Source organism: Lysinibacillus sp. HST-98 (assembly GCF_016757845.1).
GTDB classification, from domain to species: Bacteria; Bacillota; Bacilli; order Bacillales_A; family Planococcaceae; genus Lysinibacillus; species Lysinibacillus capsici.
The window spans coordinates 597,705-619,343 of the sequence record NZ_JAENHX010000001.1 but is presented as its reverse complement, the minus strand read 5'-3'; the positions used below and the strand labels follow the sequence as shown (position 1 = coordinate 619,343).

The window sequence follows — 21,639 nt, the reverse complement described above, 5'->3', positions numbered from 1 at the left end:
TGACATTTCACGTTATTTAAAATTCATCCTCATCCTCTGACACTAAAAAGGCCCATTGTCCAGCAATTTTTTTACTTTCAATATAAAGGTATGCTGTTTGATCATTACTACCTGTTAAATGGAGAATCGCTAGACCTTCAGCTTTTGGCGTAACATGTAGTTGTCCGTTAAGAATTGTAGCTTTTACAGGCACTGGCTCAAAACCAAAGCTTTCGAGTGCTACATGTGTTGGTTTAAAAGGTAATTCTAGCGTTGTTAGTATTAATTCATCTGTCAAATGATATAAATCAATGCTGCGAACAAAATCATAGGAATACACATCTGCAGCCATCTTTTGCTGTTGTGTCCCATTTGAAAATGTAACAATGAATTGTCCATTTTGCAAGATGGATAGTGTTTGATCTTGTTGATTAAAGTTATATAAATTTGAAGCGAGTGGCTGTCCATTCGTGTTTTGCACCGTCACCTCTGCTGGCATGAATGGTAATTTACTCTCAGACAAATCGAGTGGTAAATTTTCGATATAATCATCTTCATTTACTTCTTCAAGCGTTACCTTCAGCTTACCATTTACGTTTTTGACATGTACTAAATAAAAAATGTCAGTAAAATCCTCTGAATCATCAGTAAATCCAGTAATCACTAATTTGCCCGTACCTTCTTTTATAGGGGTTATCGTGATAGACTCTGTCATATCTTCCTCTTCATGCCATGTGAAAATATCCTCTGCTGGCTCAAGACCACCATAAGAGGCAAAAATATAGTCCTGCTTAAATTGATTTGCATAGACGGTTGAATTGCCTTGCAACTTTTCAGCTCGTACAACAAAAGCAGCCAATTGAGAGCGCTTTACATTGCTTTTTGGGCCGAAAGTCGTTGCAGATGTTCCTTTGGTAATCCCATTTGCAAACAATGCTTTAATATGAGGCTCAAATTCATTCCCCTTTTTAACATCTGTAAACGGTAATTGCGTGTTACTCGTACTTGTTAATCCAAAGCCTTTCGCAATCATTTTGGACATTTGCTCGCGAGTTATATGTTGAGTAGGGTAGTAGTAACCATTTGCACCATTAATAATCCCAGCATTTGCTAATGCTGCAATGGCTCCGTAGTTTTCATCGCCAGGTTTAATGTCTTTGAATTGAGGATTTTTTACGTGAACTGTATCTAACTTTAAAATACCTGCTAAAATCTTCGCTGCCTGTGTACGTGTAATAGGATTAGCAGGTTTAAATGTCCCATCCATATAGCCTGAAATAATGCCACGCTCTGCTAATTGAATAATAGCCTTACCTTCCTCAGTGGTTGGGTTGACATCAGGGAAAAATGATGCTGCATGTGCGGGTGGTGCGATAATAATCGCACTTGTTACTAAAGCAGAAGCCATAGCTAGTTGAAATAAACGTTGAGACTGCAATTAAATTCCTCCAAAAAGTACAATAGAAAATTTTATAGTATATATGTTTCTGGTTAGACCTTCCTATGTATCAGTTCAAACTTCCGGACGAATGAATGTTAAGGTGATGTGTCTTTAGCCTGTTAATTATTCATTATTTAACAGCTAATACTAACTATAATAACTTATTTATACCAAATAGATGGAACAACGCATAGAGGGAATTTCATCCATATCATGACGTGTTGGGTAATCAATGATGCCTTAAGTAAAAGGATGAGTTAAAACTAATTAACTTGCGTAGCGCAAAACTCGCTTCATTTTATCTTTTAAATAAAAAGAAATACCTTTGATTTTATAGGAGGATGCAACTATATTACCTTTCTTTTTAATGAATAAATTTCAATTTTTACAAAATAAAATTATTGCAGAAATTTAATTTTATTCGTTATTTTTTTGTCTTTAAATGAATAATATAAAGTCTTATTTATCTATATTTATATTTATATCTATATTTAGGAGTATTTTAATAGGTAAAAAGATTTGTATTTTTGTTTAGTTTTCATTATATAAGTGGTAGAAACTGTTCATTCGAGACCCATATACTAGTTGAAAAGGCATTTTAACCTATGATATTGTAAATGGTATAGATAATGGTAATTATATTTTTTAAATATAATTAAGTCGTTTAATCTCCATCGAAACTGATGTACGCTAGATCACTTTAGACATGCCTATGAAATATAAAAGCCTCTATCAGCAAAACGTATTGTTATACGTTTATCAGAATAGCGCAGTCCTATGGAAGAAGGAGGGAGTCACATAGTGCTTAGTACATTGCGTATGTGGCAAAATATATGCTACGAAAAGTAACCTTAAGTATTCGTGAAGTTGAAGCAAATGATATCTTAGCAGAAGATATTTTTTCAGAGTATCGTTTATTGGCTAAAAAGGATTTAGTTTTAACGGAGCGAATTATTGCCTTACTTAAACTTCGTAAAGTAGATGAATTATCTGTCTATTTGCCATCTGATTCAGTTCGAGTTGTCCATGATTTAAGTGCTCAACGAACAAGAGAATATGAAGATCTATTTGCCCCATTAATTGAAAAAAGAGATCCTGTGGATGATTATAAAGAGACAGTCAGTCAGCTTTTTATGACAACATTGGAAAATGTCGTGCACGAATTACGCTATGGACAAATTCTTAAAAGCATACAAGATACGGCTTATGTAAGAGGTGTTTTTGAAAAGATTTTGGAAAAAAAACATCGCTATGAGCTACTTATGCGTTTAAAGGAATGGGACGAGTATTCATTTGTCCATTCATTTGATGTGTTTGTATTAGGTACAATTTTTGCTAGATACCTAGGTTTAACAGATATTGAAACATTAGCTAGGGGCTACCTGTTCCATGATATCGGGAAGGTTTTTATACCACAAGAAATATTAAATCTGAAACGTAAACTCTCTGAAGATGAGTTTGATATTGTAAAGACGCACACAACAAAAGGCTACGAGCTACTCATGGAACATAACGAGGAAGACATTGCCTATTTGGCACGAGATCATCATGAACGTTTTGCGGGAAAGGGCTATCCAAATCAACTTTGTGCGGATGATATGAGTGATGGTGTACAATTATTACAAATTGTTGATGTATATTCAGCGATGACATCCAAGAGAGTCTATCATGTTGGCTATGGTGCTACAGATGCTTTAGCCGTCTTATACAGAGATCGACATTTATATAATGAGAGCTTTATGCATAAATTTGTAGAATGTTTAGGGATTTACCCAGTCAACTCTGTTGTTATGCTATCAGATAATCGCAGTGCACAAGTAGAACTTGTTTATGATTTATTTCCTACATTACCAAAAGTAAGATTGTTAGATGAGCAAAAATCAATGAATCTACCTTTGAACTATAGTGTGAGAATTACAAAAATGATCGACTATCGAGCTAATAGCTTCGAAGAGATTTTTAACTTATTTGTGGAGCAATTAATCCGCTGTGATGAAAATAATCTGAGAATTCATTTTAATAAATTAATTGACCATTTACATCCTAAAGAAATTGTCTTAAAAATTTTTCTGCCAGCCTTTCGTATTTTACGTTTACTAACAAGAGAAATCCAAACGGATATGACAAAGTATCGCAATTCTATTGGTATTTTAAAAACGCTACTAGAAGAGCAATTAAACGTTTTATATATGGATTATCAACATGAGCAAACGACCATATTAGTTGTGGAGACATCGTTGCGTGAAAATTTCTTCATTAAGCTTGTTCAAAGTATTTTGTATATTGATAAAATTGTGCCATTCTTTATAAACCCAGGTGATGATCAACGTATTACACAATTGATGGAACATTGTGATGTTAATGTCGCTTACTTTATTGAAGATGAACTAACTTTTGACAAACGGGTTCGTCCAATGCGAGAAGGTACATTCCTTTATTACTCACTAGCGGATATTGAGGAGCTATTAGTGAGCTTAATAGGTTTGAGCATGAAAAAGTTTTCATTCGAGGAAAAAATGCAAGAGCGCTTATTTTCAACATATAAAGCATAAGAAAGAGGGAGTTGCCTGCTGGCTACCCCCTCTTTTTTGAGCATTAAAGTGATTAGAATTGTAGGTGTTTTTCAATATAGGCTTTTACTTCAGCAATAGGCATACGAACTTGTGTCATAGAGTCACGATGACGTACTGTTACTTGGCCGTCCTCTTTTGAATCAAAATCATATGTGATACAGAATGGTGTACCAATTTCATCTTGACGACGGTAACGTTTACCAATTGATTGTGATTCATCAAAATCAACAGGGAAGGCTTTACGTAGTTCAGCCCAAACATCTGTAGCTTCATCAGATAATTTTTTAGAAAGTGGTAGCACGGCAGCTTTAAATGGAGCTAGAGCAGGGTGGAAACGTAAAACCGTACGTTTATCATCACCTTCTAGTTCCTCTTCATCATAGGCATCACACAGGAAAGCTAATGTTACACGATCAGCTCCTAATGATGGTTCAATACAATAAGGAACATAACGTTCGTTTGATACAGGATCAATGTAAGTGAAATCTTCACCAGAGTGCTCCATATGTTGTTTTAAGTCGTAATCTGTACGATCCGCTACACCCCAAAGCTCTCCCCAGCCAAATGGGAATTTGAATTCGATATCTGTTGTAGCGTTAGAGTAGTGAGATAGCTCATCATCCTCATGGTCACGAAGGCGCATCGAATCTTCTTTCATGCCTAGGTTTAGTAACCAATTTTTACAGAATTCTTTCCAATATGCATGCCATTCAAGGTCTTCACCAGGTTTACAGAAGAATTCAAGCTCCATTTGTTCGAATTCACGTGTACGGAATGTAAAGTTACCTGGTGTAATTTCGTTACGGAAAGATTTACCGATTTGCGCGATACCAAATGGTGTACGTTTACGCATAGAACGTTGAACGTTTTTAAAGTTCACGAAAATACCTTGTGCCGTTTCTGGGCGTAAATAAATTTCATTTGTAGAGGATTCCGTTACACCTTGGAATGTTTTAAACATGAGGTTGAATTGGCGAATATCTGTGAAATCAGCCTTTCCGCAATCAGGGCATACTACGTCATATTTAATCATTGTTTCTTTCATTTGGTCGAATGTCATACCATCAACGATGATTTCATCGCCCTTCGCTAATGCAGCGTCTTCGATAATTTTATCTGCACGGTGGCGGGCCTTACATGATTTACAGTCGATCATTGGGTCATTGAAGTTTCCTACGTGACCAGAAGCAACCCAAGCTTTTGGATTCATCAAAATAGCAGCATCGATACCTACATTGTATTCAGATTCCTGAACAAACTTTTGCCACCATGCTTTTTTAATATTATTTTTTAATTCAACACCTAGTGGACCATAATCCCAAGTGTTTGCTAAACCTCCGTAGATTTCAGAACCAGGGAAGACAAAGCCTCGATGCTTCGCTAAAGATACGATGGTTTCCATTGATTTGTTAGCCATAAAATAGCCTCCTTTAATTTTTTAATACGTTGTTTTAGCGGTAAAAACGCCAAAGTTTTTTTCATTCAGTTGCAACTAAATGAAAATAGCACCCGTCTCCGGGCACAATGTATGCCCAGGGACGAGTGCTAATACCCGCGGTTCCACCCTGATTGTTTTAAACAAGTAGTTTAAAACCTCTTTTCAAAAAGTTAGCTCAGGGAGTGCCTTTTCTCTGTTGCTGTGTAGACTTTCACCATCTTCTACTCGCTATAGAATGGAACAGATACTTTTTTCCCATCATCGCCTGTATAACGCAATTTGCTCGAAAATACAGATAGAGCAAGCGTATGTGTCAATATTGTAGCATGTAGTTCTTTAATTCGCAATAATTATTAAAATAGTATATAATAATTGAGCATAAGTATAACACTATTAGATTTGAGGCGGTGAGTCCAATCGAACTCAATAAACGTCAGGAAGACATATTACAAATTGTGAAAGAAAATGGCCCTATTACGGGGGAACATATTGCCGAACGTCTCAATCTGACAAGAGCAACTCTAAGACCGGATTTAGCAATCCTAACAATGGCAGGATTTCTGGATGCAAGACCAAGGGTTGGTTATTTTTATTCAGGTAAGAAGGCATCTGTTACATTAATAGATAGTATTCACAATTTAAAAGTGAAGGATTTTCATTCAGGGCCAGTAGTTGTCCCTGAAACAATGACGGTTTATGATGCAATTTGCTTTATGTTTTCAGAAGATGTTGGTACACTCTTTGTCGTAGATAAGAATGAGTTTTTGACAGGCGTACTATCTCGCAAAGATTTACTGCGTACAAGTATTGGTACGCAGGATTTAAATAAAATTCCAGTACATATTATTATGACGCGTATGCCAAATATTTCGTACTGTGAAAGATCAGATTCTTTAATTGTTGCAGCGAACAAACTTATTGAACGTGAGGTTGATTCACTACCAGTAGTTGAACCGCAAGAGGGTGGTTTAACGATTGTTGGTCGTCTTACAAAAACAACGATTACACGGGCTTTCTTATCTCTTGCACAAAATGTCTAAATGAAGGAGAGCTGCATGAAAAGATTACGCGTATTTGTTGTATCTGATTCTGTCGGTGAAACTGGTGATCAAGTTGCAAAAGCGGTTATTAGCCAGTTCCGACCGGGTCTTGAAAATACTGTAATTCGTCGATTTCCACATATTCAATCAGAGGAGCTTATCCGTAAAATTGTTTTTCTTGCTTCGCAACAGCGAGCATTTATTGTTTATACACTGGTTCGCCAAGAAATGCGTAAATTATTACATGATTTATGTGAACAAGAAAAAATTCAGGCTGTGGATATTTTAGGTCCGGCCTTACAATCAATGGCAGCTTTTATGGAAGAAAATCCATTGGAAACACCTGGCATTGTTCATCTGCTGGATGATGATTATTTCAAAAAAATTGAAGCGATTGAATTTGCGGTAAAATATGATGATGGTAGAGATCCACGAGGACTATTACAAGCTGATATCGTACTAGTTGGTGTATCAAGAACTTCTAAAACACCACTATCACAATACTTAGCCCATAAAAAATATAAAGTGGCGAATGTACCTTTAGTGCCAGAGGTAGAACCACCAGAAGAGCTATTACAGATAGACCCTAAAAAATGCTTTGGTTTAATTATTTCCCCTGAGAAGTTAAACTCAATCCGGAAAGAAAGGTTAATGTCTCTCGGCTTGAATGATGATGCTATCTATGCACAGCATGAAAGAATTCTTGATGAGATTCAGCATTTTGAAAAAATTGTCGGTAGAATAGGTTGTCAAGTTATCGATGTGACAAATAAAGCTGTTGAAGAGACAGCAAATACGATTATCGAACATATTTTGACCTGTAAATAAGGATAGAATTTTAAACCACCTCGGTTAGCAGAGGCGGTTTTTTTGAGTGGATTTTAAAAACGGTATAGATAAAAACTAATTTTTGTTTTATAATAAAATTGTGGTAAAAATATTTATAAGAGAAAAATCCTAATTTTTTGTCGAGAAATAAAGGAATTTTAAAACGAATAGCGAATTGTGTTTCTAGAACGCAAATATTAAAGATGGTGATGGATTTGGCAGGGAAGATTCCAGAAGAAGTAATTGAGCAGATTCGCACACAATCAGATATCGTGGATGTTATTAGTGAATACATGCAGCTTACTAAGCGTGGGCGAAATTGGTTTGGTCTCTGTCCATTTCATGGAGAGCAAACACCGTCTTTTTCTGTATCTACAGATAAGCAAATTTTTCATTGCTTTGGTTGTGGTGCAGGCGGCAATGCCATTACTTTTGTAATGGATATTGAAGGCATTTCTTTTCCAGATGCTGTTGTGAAACTTGGGGAACGTGTTGGCATACACTTAGATGTTGAGCCAAGTTTCCCTGGAGGAACGAAAAAGATATCTAAAGCGGATGAAAGGATGAAAGAAGCACACGCTTTTGCAGCAGATTTTTTTCATCATTTACTGTTGAATACAGAGGATGGTGAAGAACCTTTAAATTATTTGCTAGAAAGAGGATTTACAAGGGAACTTATCGAATCTAATAACATTGGTTGGTCTCTCCCAAGCTTTGATGCATTAACAATATTGCTTGAAAGAAAAGGTTATAACTTACAAGAAATTGCCGAAAGTGGCTTAATCATCAAAAGAGAGGGAGAAGAACGTTATTTTGATCGTTTTAGAGGACGTATCATGTTTCCTATTCGAGATGAGAACGGTAAAATTATTGCCTTCTCAGGACGTATCCTTTCATCCAATGGTGAGGAAGCAAAATATTTAAATAGTCCAGAATCACCAATTTTCCAAAAAAGTGAAGTGCTGTATAACCTAGATAAAGCACGAACTTCTATCAGAAAAAATCGTCAAGTAGTATTGATGGAAGGATTTATGGACGTTTTAGCAGCCAACTCTGTAGGTGTAATGAATGTTGTTGCGACAATGGGTACTTCGTTAACAAATCAGCATATCACAAAGCTAAAGCGCTTAGTAGAGCAAATTACGATTTGCTATGATGGTGATAATGCTGGATTTGATGCAGCGAAACGAGCGGCGCAGCTACTGCATACAGAGCGAATGAAAGTCGATATTGCCGTGTTGCCAGAAAAATTAGATCCTGATGAATACATTCACACTTTAGGTGGACAAGTATTTAAGGAACAAATTTTGGAAAAACCTCATGCGTATATTGCTTTTATGATGATGCATGCTAGACGCAATAAGAACTTTCAATTTGAAAATGATACGCTTCAATATATTCAAGAAGTTCTTGAGCATCTAGTGGGAAGATCTTCACCAGTTGAACGAGATTTGTATATACGACAGCTATCAAATGAAACAAACATCTCGGAAGAAGCCATTTATGCCCAATTCCGAAAACTGGAGGCTAATCAGGTACGTTCTGCTAAAGTAGAAATGCCTACACAGATACCTTCAATGCCAGTCACGCAACAACAAAAGCCTATGGACGCAGCTGAACGTGCCGAACGTTTATTACTGGCTCATATGCTTCATAATATAGATGTAGTGGACAGGGTATTACGTAGTGAGCAAAAAGAGCCATTTGTACGAGATGCCTATATGGCAGTTTTTGTTCGCTTAGTTGGATTTTATGAGGAGTATGGTCATCCTGATTATCAACGTTTTGTGGAAATTTTGGATGACGCTGAATTGCGAAAAATTGTCATGGAAGCGGCTTTAGTTGAGCGAGATCCTGATCAAGCAGAGGCAGAGGTTATGGACTCTATCCGTCAGCTTCAAAAACATAGAATTGAGCAAGAAATTTATCAAAAGATGCATGAGTCAAAGGAAGCGGAGAAGATGCATGAGTATGCACGTGCACTTGAAATCGCCCAACAGATTATTCATTTAAGAAAATCGTTATCGGCGATTTAACCCGATTCGGTTGTTTAGAAGGAGGAAGGTTTATGGCGGACAAGTCAGAACGTTCAAAAGAGATAGAAGTAGAAATTACATTAGATGATGCAAAAAAATTCCTACAAGAAAAAGCAAAAACAGAGGGTGAAATTTCAATGAAAGAAATTTCAGAGAAACTAACACCTTATGAATTGGAAAACGAAGAAATTTTCCATTTTGCTGAGGATCTTGAAAAGCATAAAGATATTCAAATCATTGGAAAAGAAGAATTTGAAGAAGAAAGTCTAATGAAAGAAGAAGCGAACGAAGAAACTTTCGACTTAAATGATTTGAGTGTGCCACCAGGTGTTAAAATCAATGACCCTGTACGTATGTATTTAAAAGAAATCGGCCGAGTGGATTTATTATCTGCTGAGCAAGAAATTGCACTTGCTGAACGTATTGAGCAAGGGGACGAGGAAGCACGTAAACGCCTTGCGGAAGCGAACTTACGTCTAGTTGTATCGATTGCAAAACGCTATGTTGGTCGTGGAATGCTATTCCTTGATTTAATTCAAGAAGGAAATATGGGTCTTATTAAGGCTGTTGAAAAATTCGATTACCGTAAAGGATTTAAGTTCTCGACTTACGCTACATGGTGGATTCGTCAGGCGATTACACGCGCAATCGCTGACCAAGCGCGTACGATTCGTATTCCTGTTCATATGGTCGAAACCATTAATAAATTAATACGTGTACAACGTCAACTTTTACAAGATTTAGGTCGTGAGCCTTCTCCAGAGGAAATTGGAGAAGAAATGGATTTAACACCTGAAAAAGTACGTGAAATTTTAAAAATTGCACAAGAACCAGTATCTCTTGAAACACCAATTGGAGAAGAAGATGATTCCCATTTAGGAGACTTTATCGAGGACTCAGAAGCACAATCTCCTTCCGACCATGCAGCCTATGAACTGTTAAAAGAACAATTAGAAGATGTACTAGATACATTAACAGACCGTGAAGAAAACGTACTTCGTTTACGTTTTGGGTTAGACGATGGTCGCACACGTACATTAGAAGAGGTTGGAAAAGTGTTTGGCGTAACGCGTGAACGTATTCGTCAAATCGAGGCGAAAGCACTAAGAAAATTACGCCATCCTTCTCGTAGCAAACGTTTAAAAGACTTCTTAGAATAAAATTTAAAATAGCTGGAGCTATCCAAGTAGTGAGATAATGACTAATTGGTATAGCTCTTTTTTATAGACTTGAAAAGTGAACAAAAAGAAATTAGCCCTGCTATTCACCTATCGATGTTATGCAATCATAGATAATTAGAATGAGGGAAATGCTAGATTTGCGACTTTATACAGATGTGTTTTCAAATAGTGTGAGATAAAATTGTAATACAACCATTATTAAGCAATGTTTGGAGCTAACACTATGACAAATCCTCGCAAAAAAATAATCCTTAATGAAATTTTGTTTTGGAAGCAAAATAAACTTTTACCTGAGCACTATTGTGACTTTTTAGCAGCTCTTTATACGGAGGGGGCTGATATAGAGGAGTTAGAACCAGTGCAACATCCTAAACAAGCGGTCTTGCCATCAGAAAAAAGAAAAATGATCCTATTGGTAGTGGGTCTATGTATCGCCATAATGGCTGTTTTGGCACTTTATTTTACAATGCAATCATTAACATTGATTTTTACAGTAATCGTGGGAGTAGGCGCATGCATCTTATTTATTGCTGCGTGGCAAATGGCTCGAAAAAAACATCTACTAGCTCCCATTTTTCATGTACTAGCGGCCATCCTGTTATTTAGTATGTCGATCCGCATTTGTACTACATATTTTAGTGGAAATAATACGGTTTTATTTTGCTTGATTGCAGCAAATTGTGTCATTTGGCTTTTGTCAGGTATTAAAATGAAACTTCTATATTTCACAGTCTCAGGTGCTTTAGGATTAATAGCACTAGTGGGGTACTATATCATAAATTTATCTTGATTTAGCAAATGTTATTTGTATCGATGTACAAAGGGCTCCATCTACTAAATCAGGTTAGAATCTTAATTGAACTTTAGTGTTTATATAAAACCATAATTTGTGACAATTTATCTATAGTAGGGTAAGTATTATGTTAAAGTTTTTACCTCAGGAGATTCAAAATCTGTACGCTAATTAGAAACGTACAGATTTTTAATTTTGGGTATATGAATGAGTGAAAAGGGTATGATAACAGCATAAATATAATGAAAAAGAAATTGTATAAAAGGATAAATTTGACCAATTTTGGATGTTGGCAAGACATATTTTATCCAATAGATACAGAAATGTCGAATTTGTTACAAACAAAGGAAAACTTAGCGAATAGGGCTTTTCGTTTCTTTGTTAATGAAGTACAATATTAGATGTTGACTGATTCTATATTATAATAGAAGTAGACTTAAAATGAGGAGGGGAAACTTATGAAAAACAATCCAGTCGTTCCTTACATCTTAATTCTTGCATTTGGTATTGGTCTTATTTTCTTCATGTCTTTACAAGGTGCAGATAACAAGAAAGAAATTGCTGCTGAACATGAGGGCGGTGGCGAAACTACAGAAACTACAGACGCAAATGCTGGTGGTGATGGAGCAGCATTAGTACAATCTTGTATCGGTTGTCACGGTGGTGATTTAACTGGTGGTATGGGTCCAAACCTACATGGCTTAGATGAAGCTCGTATCGTAGAAGTTTTAACAAAGGGTATCGAAGGTACTCCAATGCAACCAAACATGAAAACTGAAGAGGAAGCAAAAGCAATCGCTGAATACATTTCTACTTTAGAATAGTAAAACTGACAAGTAGCTGTACTGAAATAGTACAGCTACTTTTTAGATTTAAGCATCATGAAGATGGGGTTGTCCACATAGAAATGTGAGACAACTCCATTTGTTTTTTTTCACGACATCATCCATACTATTAATGGACTCTATTGAAGATAGGCGGTATAAAAATGAACGCACAAAAACTTTCAAAGCGATTAGAAGCAGTAGCAAAATTTGTTCCTACAGGAGCAGTCATGGCGGATATTGGTAGTGACCATGCCTATCTACCATGTTATTTAATTCACAAAGGGACTGCCTCATATGCCATAGCAGGTGAAGTTGTAAGAGGACCTTATGAATCAGCGGTAGGACAAGTACAGAAGGAAAACTTAACAGAAAAAATTACAGTACGCCTTGCAGACGGTTTAGCAGCGATCGAAGAAGCTGACCATGTGGATACAGTGACAATAGCTGGCATGGGTGGACCATTAATTGTTTCCATTCTAGAGAAGCATCCAGAAAAGCTTCAAGGTGTCACACGTCTAATCCTACAACCAAATATTCACGCCAAGGTTATCCGTGAGTGGGCTTTAGCACATCAATGGGCGATTCTTGATGAAGAGATTTTAGAGGAAGATGATAAAATCTATGAAATCCTTGTGTTACAAAGAGGCCAAATGGAGCTCTCTACAGCAGAGATTTTGTTTGGACCTAAGCTAAGCCTGCGTAAATCACCAGCATTTACGAAAAAATGGTTGCGTGAAAAAGACAATTGGCAACGTGCACTACAATCCATTGAAGAGGCAGAACAAACACCTGAAATTGAAGAAAAACGTGCAGAGTTAACGGCTCTGATACATTTAGTAGAAGGAGTTTTGTAAGATGAAAACGGTAAATGGCCAAGAAGTTATTCAAGTGTTCGAAGCATGGTCACCGAAAAAACTAGCTTGTATGGATAATGATCCAATTGGACTAGCGATAGGGACCCTCAACAAACCTGTCAGTAAAGTGTTGGTGACGTTAGATGTCAATGAAGCCGTGGCAAATGAGGCAATAGAAAAAGGCTGTGAGCTGATTATCGCACATCATCCACCAATCTTTAGACGCCTAGCGAATATCCGCACAGATCATCCAGCAGGGCGCTTATATGAAAAGCTGATTAAACACGATATTGCTGTATATGCTGCTCATACAAATTTAGATGTAGCCGAAGGTGGGGTAAATGATTTATTAGCAGATGCCCTACAGCTAAAAAACCGTTCAATATTAGAAGAAACGTATGCTGAGAATTTGTTGAAGCTGGCAGTCTTTATACCAACTGCTAATGCACAAGCATTACGTGAGGCGCTTGCAACAGCTGGGGCGGGTCGTATTGGCGACTATGAAGCATGTAGTTACACAACGACTGGAGAAGGTCGGTTCCGTGCATTAGCAGGAGCTAATCCGTTCGTTGGCTCTGTTGGCGAATTACATGTGGAGGAAGAAGTAAAGGTAGAAGTTGTTTTTCCTGAATCCATGAAAGGCCGCGTGTTAAAGGCCATGCTTACTAGTCATCCTTATGAGGAGCCTGCCTATGATGTGATACGTCTTGAGCAGCAAACAAATGTGATGGGATTAGGGCGTGTAGGTTACTTAACAAAGGAAATGACGTTACAACAATTTGCTGAATTCGTTAAACAGCAACTAGATGTGCCAGCTGTTCGGGTAGTGGGTGATTTACAATCGAAGGTCAGCAAGGTTGCGCTTGTTGGTGGAGATGGTAATAAATATATCTATGCGGCAAAACGTGCAGGAGCTGATGTTTTCTTAACAGGCGATATGTACTTCCATACAGCTCAGGACGCACAAGCCATTGATTTACAAATAGTAGATCCTGGGCATCATGTAGAAAAGGTAATGATTGCAGGAGTAGCAAAAAAAATGGCTGAACTATGTGAGGATAAAAAATACTTGGTTGAATTCATCCAATCAACGATCCATACAGAACCATTTTTATTTGTATAAGTGAGGGAACAAATATGGCTAATAAAAGACCAGCTGGTAATAAAGCCGGCAAGCTATGGATCATGATTGGTTTATTCATCGTTGTTTTTGGTATTGGTATGACGGTGATGACAAATATGGTCAATGATAAGAAAATCGATGCAATGACACAGCAATGTGAAGATGATGGTGGACAAGCGATTGTAGCAAAGGAGAAAAACTTTTTATCCACTAGCTACTCATTTGAATGTAAACAATGAGATGGAGGCTGAACGCTAGCAGTACTAGTGTTTCAGCCTTTTTGAATGCAAGGAATCTATGAACAGTGATAAGATGAAGAAAAAATTGATTAACAGAAGTGGAGAGAGTTGTCTTGTTTATTCGTTTATCTAAAGATCAACAGGAAATGATTCTTGCTGATATCCAACGGTTTTTTTATAATGAGCGTGATGAAGACATTAGTGAATTTGAAGCTGAACGTATGTTAGATTTTATCAAGGAGCATATTGCCCCCTATATTTATAATGCTGCCTTGTCTGATGCCAAGTATGTTGTGGAAAGACAATACGCCTCTATTGAAGAGGAATTAGAGGCATTGGAGCAGCCCATTAAAATAAAATAATCCTCCTTATCCCTCTAGTTTAAATATTTGACAGGTAAGAAAGCTTGATGGTACCTTAATCTTGAATTAGAGATAATTCAATTCTAACTATTCAGAGCTAATTATCAGGTGATGAATAAAGGGATATTTCCCTGACCAAAATGGTTACGAGTGGCGAACACGTATGAAGAACCGTGATGGAGTCACAAGAATGGATGATAAGAGGAGGCGTCATATGTTAAAAATCGGTATTATTTTAGGAAGTACGCGAGAAGGTCGTGTAAGCCCACAAGTTGGAACTTGGGTAAAGGAAGTTGCGGAAAAACGTCGTGATGCGGAATATGAAATAATTGATATCGCTGAATTTAAATTACCATTTTTAGGGGAACCAGGTGGAGATACTTCTGGGGTAGCTACATGGTCAGAAAAAGTAGCAGCTTGTGACGGCTTTGTCTTTATTGTTGCGGAGTACAATCACTCCATTACAGGTGCATTAAAAAATGCACTAGATTATTTACGAGTGGAATGGAACAATAAAGCTGCTGGTATCGTCTCTTATGGTTCTGTTGGAGGAGCGCGTGCAGCAGAGCATCTACGAGGAATTCTCGGAGAATTGCTAGTTGCTGATGTTCGAGTGCATCCAGCATTATCATTATTTACTGATTTTGAAAACGGCTCTGTCTTTAAACCAAAAGAGGTGCAAGCCGATTCTGTTCATCAAATGTTAGATCAGCTTGTGCCATGGTCAACTGCTTTGAAAACAATTCGATCCTAAACTTAAAGCTTTGATTCAGACGGCCGCTTTCAGAAAGCGGTCGTTTTTTGATGAGGTAATCATGAATGTTTGATTTCTTCAAGGACTTTTTCCTTTAAATCATTCTCCATCGAAGCTAGTTTTACTGTATTGGTGAGGCGCTCTTTTAGTTCTTTATCTGTCATAATGCCACGTTCCTCTAAGATTTGTACAAGGAGATTTAATGTCAGTATATTTTTAATATCAGCTGCTTTTGATGCCATATAAAACCCTCCATAATGATAGAATTACTACCTCTTAAGTGTACTCCTTTTTTAGAAGCATGGCACAAAAGGACAAAACAAAGCAAATTTATTTCGCGTTCCGGAATATGTAGGGAAAAATAAGCGATATAATTTCCCTTATGAATAGGGGAAATACTGTATTCGACACTTCACATTTTAGTATGAAAAGTATGTGCTGTTTCAAGCTAGAAAGCGAATATTGTAGTAAAAGGGGACATACCTTCCTATCAGGAGGGATTCAATGGGTAAACGGTTTGGGGTTGTCATCGGACTGTTGGTAGTCATTATATCTATGTTGGTCCTATTTGATAAATTTGCAGGAGAGAAAAGGTCAGAAGAAAATAAAAAGGCTCAATCGCTTATAACAAATGAAGAGTTGAGTCTAGCTCGATTGAAGGATAAGCTACTTGAAAAGTATGTCGGCATTGACGTTAAAACGACGGCAGAAAAGGAATTAGTAATCCAAGTTGTAGGCGAAGAAGACTATTTCCAGTCAATCAAAAAAGATATGGAATCCATAGCAAAAAATGCTTTAAAAACGTCTCCCTTAAAGGACTATCCCATAGTTTTTGAAAGATGGGAGTTTACCTCCTTGCTCGATAAAAACAAGATAATGGGAGATGATATGAACCTTTTGATGGAAGATTTAATTGCGGGTTTAGAAGCTTTTGACGTATATGAATATTTAGTCATTGAAAATCGAACAACTATTACCATACAAACAAGTATAAAGGGCGCTACGCATGAGGCACTTGAGTTAGCGTTAAGGATGGAAGAAGCCATCAAGAAGATTGTACAAGCAAAAGCATCACAAAATGATTCCTATGTTATTAACATATTAAATGCCCAACGAGAAAAAATAAATTAGCTGTATAGAAAAATAACATAGGATTAAGGCATCGAGATGTTAACGCTCGATGCCTTTGACATATTTAAGCAGCTATGTAGTTGTTGCAAAGAGAGCTTGATAAAGAGTTGCTAGGAGTGCAACAAAGCGCATATCATCCGTTTGGAAAAGCTTAAACTGTATGCCTATCTGTACTAGCTCAGTTTCAATAGAGCTTGCACTCGCAATCTTTTCGTCATTGCAATATAAATAAGCCGTAGAAGTAAAATCCTTTTCAAAACGAAATTCTAAATCGTCCATTTTGAATGAATAAGAGGATTCTAATAATTGCACTGTTTTCCGTTGAATGGGTATCAAGCTACCATCAGGCATAACAATTTGATGGCTGACTCCTTTTGTTAGCAGGGTAGATTGTACTTGAAAAAGTGGTACACCTAATGTAGTGCGTGTCTCATAACGGAATGGTAATGTTTGCTGTGCAGCTACCAGCAAGACAGCATTCAGTACTTTACCAGCAGAGGTACGTTCCATTTTTTGAAGTACACATACTGCTTCGTTGTGTTCATTCACGATTGGAATATCAGTAAAGCTTTTAAAGCCCTTCGGATAGGTAAGTGTAAAAGTTGTCATAAAGAGACCTCCAGTCATTATTGATACGAGTATGCAGTCGAGGAGGTTTCAAGAAACTAGCTCTACGGTGTTTTTTATTTACATACCTCTCTATAAATAAATGAACAGGCTGCTGAAGTAGCAAATTATTTCGCTTTCAGCAGCCCTTTTCTTTTTATGATATTTGGGTATGACCAGACAGAGCTCGCTTTTCCTGCTCTGTATCAAATTCTTTTTCCATTTTTGACACGACCACTGTTGCGACACCATTACCAATTAGATTTGTAACAGCACGTGCTTCTGACATGAAGCGATCTACGCCGATTAAAAGGGCAATCCCCTCTACTGGGATCATCGGGAATGCTGCTAATGTTGCTGCAAGTGTAATAAAGCCAGAGCCTGTTACACCAGCTGCCCCTTTAGAAGTAAGCATTAAGATGGCTAATAACGTAATTTGATGCCAAACATCTAAATCCACACCATAGGCTTGCGCAATAAAGATCGCAGCCATTGATAAGTAAATGGATGTTCCATCTAAGTTAAATGAATAGCCTGTAGGAATCACTAGCCCTACCACTTGCTTTGAACAACCATAGTTTTCAAGCTTACGCATCATGGAAGGTAATGCAGATTCAGATGAAGATGTTCCGATAACGATAAAGATTTCATCTTTAATGTACTTGATAAATTTAAAAATACTAAAGCCAAAATAATGGGTAATCAATCCAATAATCACAACAATAAAAATGAACATTGTAATGTAAACAGATAGCATTAAAAATCCTAAGTTTCCTAATGATTTAAGTCCAAAATTTCCGATTGTATAACTCATGGCACCAAACGCACCAATGGGTGAAATTTTCATCACCATGTTAACGATTTTAAAGAAAATATCTGCTACTTGCTCGAAAAATTTAATAACAGGTTTAGCTGGTTCTCCAATCGCCGCAGCAGCTAGTCCAAATAAAACAGCTGAGAACAAGACTGGTAATAATTCACCATTTGCTAAAGCACCAACTACATTTTCAGGAATAATTTGCATAATAAATGCACCTAAACCATGTTCTGCAGACGCCGCTTCGGTATATTGTGAAACATCAGCGCCGCTTGCTGCATCTGTATTAAAACCTTTACCTGGTTGAACAATATTGACAACGATTAAGCCAATTGCAAGGGCAAAAGTTGATACAATTTCAAAATAAATTAAAGCTTTTCCACCAATTTTACCAACCTTTTTGACATCCCCCATGCTACCAATGCCGATTACGACTGTTAAGAAGATAATTGGTGCTATTAACATTTTAATAAGTTTAATAAATATATCCGCCAATATTTTGAGCTTTGCCCCGAATTCTGGGAATGTTGCTCCGACGATAATCCCTAGGACAATGGCGATCAATACTTGTACTGTTAAGTTTTTAAAATTTATCCGCATATAGTTCTCCCCCTACAACATCTATGAATATTGTGTGAACGCTTTCATGTGATTATCATAGCTGAAATTTTCCGACAATAGTGTTTATGACCGTAATGGTTGTATTGTTCATTTTGTTCATTCTGAGAGAAGGGGGGATTAAAGCTAGTAATGTCAAGGGTTTGAAGCTGTTTTATAGTAGTTATGAGATTTTGGAATCTATTATAATACAAAAGAAAAAATCCTTACGTTTTGTAAGGATTTTTTCATTAATGAACAAAAGTATTAGGGAGCAACGATTTTTTCAATCTCTGCTAAGACATGATCGTTTTGAATATGACCTCTATAAAAATCATAAACAGGTACAAGTTGTTCCTTAAAGCGCTGTCTTTCTTGAGGACTCATTGTATATACATCAAAATCATCTAGCTGTTTCAGCTTGTCCATATCTTGTTCATTCATAAGTTCAGCCTGCTCAAATTGCCAATCGGTTGTTTCTTTCATAGCATCCAACAGCTGATGCTGAATTTTGATAGGTAGTGAATTCCAAAAGGTTTCATTCATTAATACAGCATAGCCTAAAATCCCATGCTGGGTGATAGTCATATGCTTTTGTACTTTATAAAAACCCTTTGAATAGATATTAGAAGCGGTATTTTCTTGTGCATCAATGGCATGCTTTTCTAAATCCGAAAAGACCTCACTAAAAGAAATAGGTACAGGTGTTGCATTGACCACTTCAAATTGCTTTTCTAATGTTTTACTTGGCATCGTACGTACTCGTAAGCCCTGTAAATCTTCAAATGTATGTATAGGCTGCTCAACAGAGGTTAGATGCTTAAACCCATTGTACCAAAAGCCAAGCCCTTTAATATGGAACGGCTCTAGCTCATTGACCAATTGTTCACCAATAGAACCCGTTAGGACTTCCTTTACTTGTTCATTTGTATTAAATAGAAAGGGTAAATCAAGCACCTGCCAATTAGGTACATAAGCTGTCATTTTAGAAAAAGTAGGGATGATCATTTCCACTTCTCCCTTTTGCAATGCCTCAAATTCATTTTCATCATTAAATAAAGAGGAGTTGGAGTAGACATGTACTTTGACCTTCCCGTTTGTTTTTTCTTCTACTAGCTCAGCAAATTTGTTGGCAGCTTGACCTTTAGGGGTATTTTCAGCGACGACATGACTTAAATGAATGGTTATCTGCGTGTCTAAACCCTTTTGCTCATCATCATAGGGAAGTGGCTTGGCGAATAGTAATCCTTGTTGAACACTGATAGTGAGGATTAACACAAGCACAGTTATAATCGTTCCAATAATAAATTTTTTCATTGTATACACCCAATTAATTCGTATTTTCTGATGTTTTTGTTATTCTAACATATGGAGTAAGCTAAAATATAGTAGAAGGGAGGCGGTCAGTTGAAATTTCAGAAGTTATCCATGCAAAGAAAAATTATGTCTCTGACTTTTTTTATTCTCATGCTTTCCTTTAGCATTGGCGGTACTTTTTTGTTAGGTTTTGTCATGAATGAGCAAAAGACTAAACTAAGTGATCAAGCACTCCTTGTAGCAAAAACCGTCTCACAGCTTCCTGAAATAAAAACATATATTGCTAGTGAAAATTACTATGATGCCGTACAGCATATTAATCCTGTTGTAGAAGAAATCCGTGATATCAATGGGGCAAAATATATTGTTGTTCTTGATATGCAACGACGAAAATATTCTCATCCTAATAGCCAGGAACTTGGTCGAATATCACAATCTGGCGATTTAAACGCTGCTTTTTCAGAGCACTACTATACGTCGATTGCACGTGGGGAACATGGTAATATGGTTCGTGCGTTTGTTCCGATTATGAATCGTGAAGGACACCAAATAGGAGTTACGGTAGTAGGTTACAGTGTTCTTACGGTAGTGGAGTTACTGCAAACAATGCAAACCGAACTAATGATTACTGTTTTATTATCGTTACTATTTAGTGCATGGGGAGCACGAACATTGGGGCTTCATATGAAAAAACAAATGTTTGGGTTAGAGCCGCATGAAATTGCCAAAATGTATGTAGAACGTACAGAAACGTTTAATGCCATGCACGAAGGCATCATTGCTATCGATAATGATTTGACCATTACGATTTTTAATGAAAAAGCCTGTGATATCTTAGGCGTTTATGAAAAACCCTCTACATTGATAGGACAGAAAATCTTTCATGTCTTGCCAGATACACGACTTCCTGAAATTTTAGAGCTGGATCAGCCGTTATTTAATCGTGAGCTGTATATTAATAATCATAGTATTATGAGTAATCGAATTCCGATACAGGTTAATGGCGAAACTGTTGGGGCAGTAGCCATGTTTAAAGACCGTACGGAAGTGAAAAAGCTTGCAGAAGAATTAACAGGCGTTAGAGCATTTGTCCAAGCCCTTCGTGTACAAACACATGAACATAAAAATAAACTGCATACGATAGCCGGTCTTTTACAGCTAGGTCATCATGAACAGGCACTTTCTTACTTAACACAAGTGAAGGAAGAGCATGATGAAATCACTAATTTTTTAAACGAACGAATAAAAAATGAAAATATTTCTGGGCTATTGCTCAGTAAAATTTCCTACGCGAAGGAACAAGGAATTCGATTGGAAATTGACCGTGAAAGCCGATTAACATCATTTCCAGCTAATTTGGATCATCATGATTTCGTCATTCTCTTTGGTAATTTGATAGAAAATGCATTTGATGCATTAAAGGATGTACAGGTCGAGGAGAAGGTGATTCATGTTTCTGTGGATGAAGATGATGACGTATTAGCTATATTAGTAACTGATAATGGTGTTGGCATGACGGAAGAGGTCAAGCAGCACATTTTTGATAATGGTTATTCTACAAAAGAGAAAAACTACCGTGGAATAGGGTTATTTTTAATAAAGGAAATCGTCGAAAAAGGACAGGGTGACATCGAAGTCATCACTGAGCCTAACAAAGGAACAAGTTTTTTAATCACCTTTTATTATTCTTAATGGGATGGAGG

20 protein-coding genes are annotated in these 21,639 nt (G+C 36.9%); 14 read left to right on the top strand and 6 right to left on the bottom strand.

Translation table 11 applies throughout. From position 1 onward, the window contains the following. Positions 1 to 16: 16 nt before the first annotated feature. Positions 17 to 1,417, bottom strand: a complete 1,401-nt coding sequence (locus JIN86_RS03100) for an S-layer homology domain-containing protein (protein ID WP_202341244.1) — start codon at positions 1,415 to 1,417, stop codon at positions 17 to 19. Positions 1,418 to 2,253: 836 nt separating this feature from the next. Between JIN86_RS03100 and JIN86_RS03095 the strand changes: the two genes are divergently transcribed. After that, positions 2,254 to 3,972: an HD-GYP domain-containing protein gene (locus JIN86_RS03095; protein WP_004227139.1), complete on the top strand. Its 1,719-nt coding sequence runs from the start codon at positions 2,254 to 2,256 to the stop codon at positions 3,970 to 3,972. Positions 3,973 to 4,024: 52 nt separating this feature from the next. Here JIN86_RS03095 and JIN86_RS03090 read toward each other — a convergent pair whose 3' ends face one another. Then, positions 4,025 to 5,410: a glycine--tRNA ligase gene (locus tag JIN86_RS03090; protein ID WP_004227145.1), complete on the bottom strand. Its 1,386-nt coding sequence runs from the start codon at positions 5,408 to 5,410 to the stop codon at positions 4,025 to 4,027. Positions 5,411 to 5,838: 428 nt separating this feature from the next. Between JIN86_RS03090 and ccpN the strand changes: the two genes are divergently transcribed. The 11 genes from ccpN to JIN86_RS03035 all read left to right on the top strand — a co-directional run bounded on the left by ccpN (position 5,839) and on the right by JIN86_RS03035 (position 15,468). Continuing rightward, complete coding sequence (ccpN, locus tag JIN86_RS03085) at positions 5,839 to 6,471, top strand: transcriptional regulator CcpN (RefSeq protein WP_004227151.1); 633 nt, start codon at positions 5,839 to 5,841, stop codon at positions 6,469 to 6,471. A gap of 15 nt (positions 6,472 to 6,486) precedes the next feature. Then, positions 6,487 to 7,299 carry a pyruvate, water dikinase regulatory protein gene (locus JIN86_RS03080; RefSeq protein WP_004227157.1) on the top strand — a complete coding sequence of 271 codons (813 nt, stop codon included), beginning with the start codon at positions 6,487 to 6,489 and terminating at the stop codon, positions 7,297 to 7,299. 203 nt (positions 7,300 to 7,502) lie between these two features. After that, the gene (gene dnaG / locus JIN86_RS03075) at positions 7,503 to 9,335 is read left to right on the top strand and encodes a DNA primase (protein WP_004227161.1); all 1,833 of its coding nucleotides are present in this window, start codon (positions 7,503 to 7,505) and stop codon (positions 9,333 to 9,335) included. A gap of 32 nt (positions 9,336 to 9,367) precedes the next feature. Beyond that, positions 9,368 to 10,495 carry an RNA polymerase sigma factor RpoD gene (gene rpoD / locus JIN86_RS03070; RefSeq protein WP_004227165.1) on the top strand — a complete coding sequence of 376 codons (1,128 nt, stop codon included), beginning with the start codon at positions 9,368 to 9,370 and terminating at the stop codon, positions 10,493 to 10,495. A 244-nt stretch (positions 10,496 to 10,739) separates the two neighbouring features. Further along, a complete protein-coding gene (locus JIN86_RS03065; protein ID WP_004227167.1) occupies positions 10,740 to 11,306 on the top strand; it encodes a hypothetical protein in 567 nt (188 codons plus the stop codon). Between the two features lie 461 nt (positions 11,307 to 11,767). Continuing rightward, positions 11,768 to 12,133, top strand: coding sequence for a c-type cytochrome (locus JIN86_RS03060; protein WP_004227169.1), 366 nt, complete (start codon positions 11,768 to 11,770; stop codon positions 12,131 to 12,133). A gap of 164 nt (positions 12,134 to 12,297) precedes the next feature. Continuing rightward, complete coding sequence (locus JIN86_RS03055) at positions 12,298 to 12,990, top strand: tRNA (adenine(22)-N(1))-methyltransferase (protein ID WP_202341243.1); 693 nt, start codon at positions 12,298 to 12,300, stop codon at positions 12,988 to 12,990. A gap of 1 nt (position 12,991) precedes the next feature. Beyond that, a complete protein-coding gene (locus JIN86_RS03050) occupies positions 12,992 to 14,113 on the top strand; it encodes a Nif3-like dinuclear metal center hexameric protein (protein ID WP_202341242.1) in 1,122 nt (373 codons plus the stop codon). A 14-nt stretch (positions 14,114 to 14,127) separates the two neighbouring features. Beyond that, on the top strand, positions 14,128 to 14,352 hold the full coding sequence (locus JIN86_RS03045; RefSeq protein ID WP_009370123.1) for a hypothetical protein: 225 nt from the start codon (positions 14,128 to 14,130) through the stop codon (positions 14,350 to 14,352). A gap of 113 nt (positions 14,353 to 14,465) precedes the next feature. Further along, the gene (locus JIN86_RS03040) at positions 14,466 to 14,714 is read left to right on the top strand and encodes a DUF2164 domain-containing protein (RefSeq protein ID WP_009370125.1); all 249 of its coding nucleotides are present in this window, start codon (positions 14,466 to 14,468) and stop codon (positions 14,712 to 14,714) included. A gap of 214 nt (positions 14,715 to 14,928) precedes the next feature. Then, a complete protein-coding gene (locus tag JIN86_RS03035; RefSeq protein WP_009370126.1) occupies positions 14,929 to 15,468 on the top strand; it encodes an NADPH-dependent FMN reductase in 540 nt (179 codons plus the stop codon). Between the two features lie 59 nt (positions 15,469 to 15,527). Here the strand turns inward: JIN86_RS03035 and JIN86_RS03030 are convergent, their stop codons facing one another. Next, complete coding sequence (locus JIN86_RS03030; RefSeq protein ID WP_202341241.1) at positions 15,528 to 15,710, bottom strand: hypothetical protein; 183 nt, start codon at positions 15,708 to 15,710, stop codon at positions 15,528 to 15,530. A gap of 262 nt (positions 15,711 to 15,972) precedes the next feature. Between JIN86_RS03030 and JIN86_RS03025 the strand changes: the two genes are divergently transcribed. After that, complete coding sequence (locus JIN86_RS03025; protein ID WP_202341240.1) at positions 15,973 to 16,599, top strand: hypothetical protein; 627 nt, start codon at positions 15,973 to 15,975, stop codon at positions 16,597 to 16,599. Between the two features lie 72 nt (positions 16,600 to 16,671). On the opposite strand, the gene JIN86_RS03020 is transcribed toward JIN86_RS03025, so the two are convergent. The 3 genes from JIN86_RS03020 to JIN86_RS03010 all read right to left on the bottom strand — a co-directional run bounded on the left by JIN86_RS03020 (position 16,672) and on the right by JIN86_RS03010 (position 19,936). Then, on the bottom strand, positions 16,672 to 17,208 hold the full coding sequence (locus tag JIN86_RS03020; RefSeq protein ID WP_202341239.1) for a tubby C-terminal domain-like protein: 537 nt from the start codon (positions 17,206 to 17,208) through the stop codon (positions 16,672 to 16,674). A gap of 154 nt (positions 17,209 to 17,362) precedes the next feature. Continuing rightward, positions 17,363 to 18,622 (bottom strand): dicarboxylate/amino acid:cation symporter, encoded by a 1,260-nt coding sequence (locus JIN86_RS03015; RefSeq protein ID WP_009370130.1) that lies wholly within the window; start codon positions 18,620 to 18,622, stop codon positions 17,363 to 17,365. 264 nt (positions 18,623 to 18,886) lie between these two features. After that, a complete protein-coding gene (locus tag JIN86_RS03010; protein ID WP_004227208.1) occupies positions 18,887 to 19,936 on the bottom strand; it encodes a TRAP transporter substrate-binding protein in 1,050 nt (349 codons plus the stop codon). Positions 19,937 to 20,047: 111 nt separating this feature from the next. Between JIN86_RS03010 and JIN86_RS03005 the strand changes: the two genes are divergently transcribed. Next, on the top strand, positions 20,048 to 21,628 hold the full coding sequence (locus JIN86_RS03005) for an ATP-binding protein (protein WP_039884643.1): 1,581 nt from the start codon (positions 20,048 to 20,050) through the stop codon (positions 21,626 to 21,628). Positions 21,629 to 21,639 lie beyond the last annotated feature (11 nt).